Here is a 3,746-nt window from a genome sequence, read left to right on the forward strand (position 1 = left end):
GCAGGAGTTTAAGGAATGACTTTTTTCTTTTCAAGTTTTTTTATGTATGTATTTCAGGCCGTCACCCACACAAAGTACTGAAGAGCCGTTTGTATTGATGCCCTGCCAGAATCTTTCTGCTTTCCTCTCGCTCCATGCCCTTTTTGAGCTGAGTGAAAAGCTCATAGAGTTCATCCGCTTCTTTCAGCCATATATCGGCATCCCGCATGGAGTTCAGTTTGCCAATCAGCAAGGTATCCACATCTTCATCCCAGCCGACTGTAATATTTAGCTCATAGCTGATATATGCCTCATAGTCGTCCGGAACAAAAAGACTTTTGTCCATAATCCCGAAGAATTGCCTTCTGGTAAGAGGGTAGATGGTGACGCCGTTATAGCGAACATCGTAGCATTCCTTTGCGCAGCCGCAGAACTCCACGGATTCCAGAAGATTATCGCTGTCATAATCCAGACGTATAAAGAGGTCGTCGTAATAGTCGGAATAATTGCCGTGAATTGGCGTGTATTTGCTGTCCATAATTTTCCGGCAATCTTCCCGGTTCATGCCAAATACCAGATTCCCGACAGATTTGTTGGGCACCCATTCAAAAATCATCATTTCTCACCTCCATGGGACAGGTTGGCTAAAAGTTCATCAGCATATTGCAGCATCTCTGCAATTTCACTGTCATATTTCGAACCAAAAAGTTCTCGCAGATCGTCAATATCCATCTGAATGGCTTCCCTGTATTTATGCTGTTGCAATAGCATAAGCTGCTTTTCTCTGTACTCTTTTGCTATTTTTTTACTTCCATATGATTGTGTACGAGTGTGATCTTTCTTGCTTATCAGTATGCTTGACCCGGTTTCAACTGTCAGGGAAGGGGCTAGGGAAGTGGTTTTCTTTATGGCATAGGCGCTGATTATATGATGAACCTCAAAATTCGGATCCTTGTTACTTGCCTTGACTCTTTCGTAGCTTCCTCCTTTTACCGGAGCGGCTTCTTTTACCGAGGGCGTACCAGTTTCTCCCGGGGGATCATCGAAATGATAAACCCAGTGATTTCCGCCTCGTGTAATTGTGACAAATCCGTCCTCATCTCCAACAACAGGATTTCTTTTAATTTTGATCCAGCGGGCAACTTATTGTCATGATTATTGCGTAAATACCGTTCCAAAATACCGGGGATTTCCTTTTCAGCCTCTGGTTTATTCTCCATGCGCTGCAGAAGATCTGTTATCTTCCGGCGAGAGCCTTCCAGAAAAGCATCATGCGCGGCAGCAAGTAACGCTGCTGAATTAGTTCCGCTCTCCGATTGCGGTAATTCATTTTTGGCTGCCAATTCCCCCATCTTATAGGTAATACCCATGATATAGGCCATAGCCATCGTACGGGCTTCTGTGTGTGAAGTTGTTAATTTTGTAAATTGGTAGCCGGTGTCAAAAGCCCATTTTGTTTTAGTTATTGCTTCCATTCTTCCTCCGGTATGACCACTCTTGTAAGTAGAACGTAATTACAGCGTTATTCGTTATACACATACTGTGTAAAAATAAAGACAACCTATGCTGTTGACGGCCCAAAGCTATTGAGTTGTGGTGACTCGCATAATAAATCCGGTCTCTATTACTAATCGCGATTGTATCAGCTGGCTGAAAGTGATTCTACAGCTTGCCTTTCTGTTGTCGCTGATTCCTGCTCCTTGCCCTGAAGAAACGTATCAGGGACATTTTGGATATCATGCACCGGCACTGCGGCAGAAAGTTTGCCGCAAGTTTGGATCAGATATGCGAAGCCATTGAATCCAACATGACTCCGGCTATCCGCATGACTCTGCAATTGCGCTCGCAGCAGATGAAGATTTACGAAGAGCACATGAAGAAGATTTTTGACATGATTAAAGTCATGGTTATCTATGTGAACCCGGTTGCGATAATCTTCCGGTGCCGGTGTCAAGTCCTTGTAGCTGATCGGTATTGAAGAAGCCATCTCCCCGCCGTCTTTCGCCTGATACCATTCCTTTTGAGCTTTTGTTAACCCGGTTCGCTCATCATAGTGCAAAGCCCTCTGGTGTTCGCATGAGATTATCAGCCGGTGTTTTTCAGCATTAACACCGGCAGCTGTTTAACAGCGGCCCTGCCGGAGCTGACGGAAGTCTTATCCGGAGTAGTAGCAGGTATTATCCTGAACCGCGGCGGAATATTTGCCTGGATATCAAGAACCGGCGCCAGTCTTGGTTTTATCTGCGCGGAACCGGTACCTCCGGGTTATCTTCCGAAGAAATCACCCGGGCAGATTGCGAAAGGGCTGGTTGAGAAGCATGGCGTAAGACGCCTGAAATTTCGCAGCAACCCCGCACGCCGGAAATATTGTATTGTCTCCGCGATATTGCTTACAATTTCCGTTGCCGTAAAATGAGCATAACCATTGACAGGTAATTTTAAGATCATGAATATGAAGAGACCTTTGAAGCTTTTAGCTGCTGCCGGAATGCTGCTGGCAGCATCACCATTTAATAATGCCATGTCCTTTGAGACAGGCTTCTATGACGATCTCCGGAACAGCAGCTGGCATGACGGCTTTGTGTTCTACCATCCGGAAAAACATACCAAAAACGCCAAATCCCTCAGGTTTGCCGGCGGAACCATGCATGAGGGCGGCTATGACGTAACCCTTACTGACTTTAAAACCAAAAATGGCAAGGTTACCGGAGGCACTGTAAAATCGGAATTCTCCGAAGACAAACAGGCTCAGCTGGTCATTACCGAAGGTAATGGCAAAAAGTACAGCATGCTCCACATCAAGGATGCCAGAGGGCGGCTGATTCACATTTATAACCCTCTTGATAAAAATGTCGCTGACGTCTGGGGCACTCGCCTTATTGACCTCAATAATGTTTATCTCACTCTCCGCGGACGTTATTTGGACAACAAGGGGAATCTCTATGTGTTTACCCTGGGAGATCTCACTGACAATCTCAAGGAGGTGAAGGATCCCTCATCGCTTAATCCCGCAGAACGGGAGGACGGTTGCATTCTGATAACTCCCGCAGGCACGGAACGGCTGGAATTCGCAGAGGAATACGACTTTACGGTACCGGTGTTCAAAATGGACGGCATTTATGTGGAAGCCCGGCCGACCGTCAAGGGGCTTGAAATTCGCTACATCAGGGATTTTGATGACATCAGGAATCCTGAGGGCACTCCCGCGGAAGGAATCTACAAAATGCTCTATCCGTCCCCGGACACTCCCAGAGTCCTTTTTACCTCAGATCAGGTTATCAACGAGGGGCTCCTGGGACATTATGATTACCAGACCCTGAGACTCATGCGGAACGAAATCATGGCCAGACACGGGTACAGCTTCAAAAGCCCCGACCTCCAGAGTTATTTTGACAAAACCAGCTGGTACCAGCCGGTTTCGCAGGACATTAAGCTCTCGCCCGTGGAAAAAATCAACGTGGAGCTGATCAAGCTGGCGGAAGACCGTAAAAAGCAGGAGGAAGCCGCAGAAGAAGCTCAGTAGCTGTGAAGCCGGGAGCGTTTCTTCTTCTGAGTACTTCCGGTTTTTAAAAATGCTGTTACTCCGATAAACCAGTCTGGTTCTTTGATGCCCAAGGTCTGCCGCATGGAGTTTGCCTGCAGGCAAGATAACATTCCAGGTGTTTCCCTCTGACAGAATCCGGCAGAAACCTCGGCATCGGAATTCATGAGCGGAAAGCTTATTGGAAAAACAGCATGCTTGTCTCAGGTGTGCTCGGACACTCCGC

Annotated in this window: 4 protein-coding genes; 1 reads left to right on the forward strand and 3 read right to left on the reverse strand. The window is 46.8% G+C overall.

Annotated elements, in window-relative coordinates:
• Nucleotides 1-61: 61 nt before the first annotated feature.
• The 3 genes from ACJROR_RS03295 to ACJROR_RS03305 all read right to left on the reverse strand — a co-directional run bounded on the left by ACJROR_RS03295 (nt 62) and on the right by ACJROR_RS03305 (nt 2,038).
• Nucleotides 62-598 carry a hypothetical protein gene (locus tag ACJROR_RS03295; RefSeq protein WP_406545845.1) on the reverse strand — a complete coding sequence of 179 codons (537 nt, stop codon included), beginning with the start codon at nt 596-598 and terminating at the stop codon, nt 62-64.
• Nucleotides 599-986: 388 nt separating this feature from the next.
• Nucleotides 987-1,454 (reverse strand): hypothetical protein, encoded by a 468-nt coding sequence (locus tag ACJROR_RS03300; protein ID WP_406545846.1) that lies wholly within the window; start codon nt 1,452-1,454, stop codon nt 987-989.
• Nucleotides 1,455-1,621: 167 nt separating this feature from the next.
• On the reverse strand, nt 1,622-2,038 hold the full coding sequence (locus tag ACJROR_RS03305) for a hypothetical protein (protein ID WP_406545847.1): 417 nt from the start codon (nt 2,036-2,038) through the stop codon (nt 1,622-1,624).
• Nucleotides 2,039-2,404: 366 nt separating this feature from the next.
• Between ACJROR_RS03305 and ACJROR_RS03310 the strand changes: the two genes are divergently transcribed.
• Entirely contained in the window at nt 2,405-3,502 is a 1,098-nt protein-coding gene (locus tag ACJROR_RS03310; RefSeq protein WP_406545848.1) for a YARHG domain-containing protein, read from the forward strand.
• Nucleotides 3,503-3,746: the final 244 nt, after the last annotated feature.

The sequence above is a fragment of the Succinimonas sp. genome (assembly GCF_045225735.1).
In the GTDB taxonomy this organism is placed as follows: domain Bacteria; phylum Pseudomonadota; class Gammaproteobacteria; order Enterobacterales; family Succinivibrionaceae; genus Succinimonas.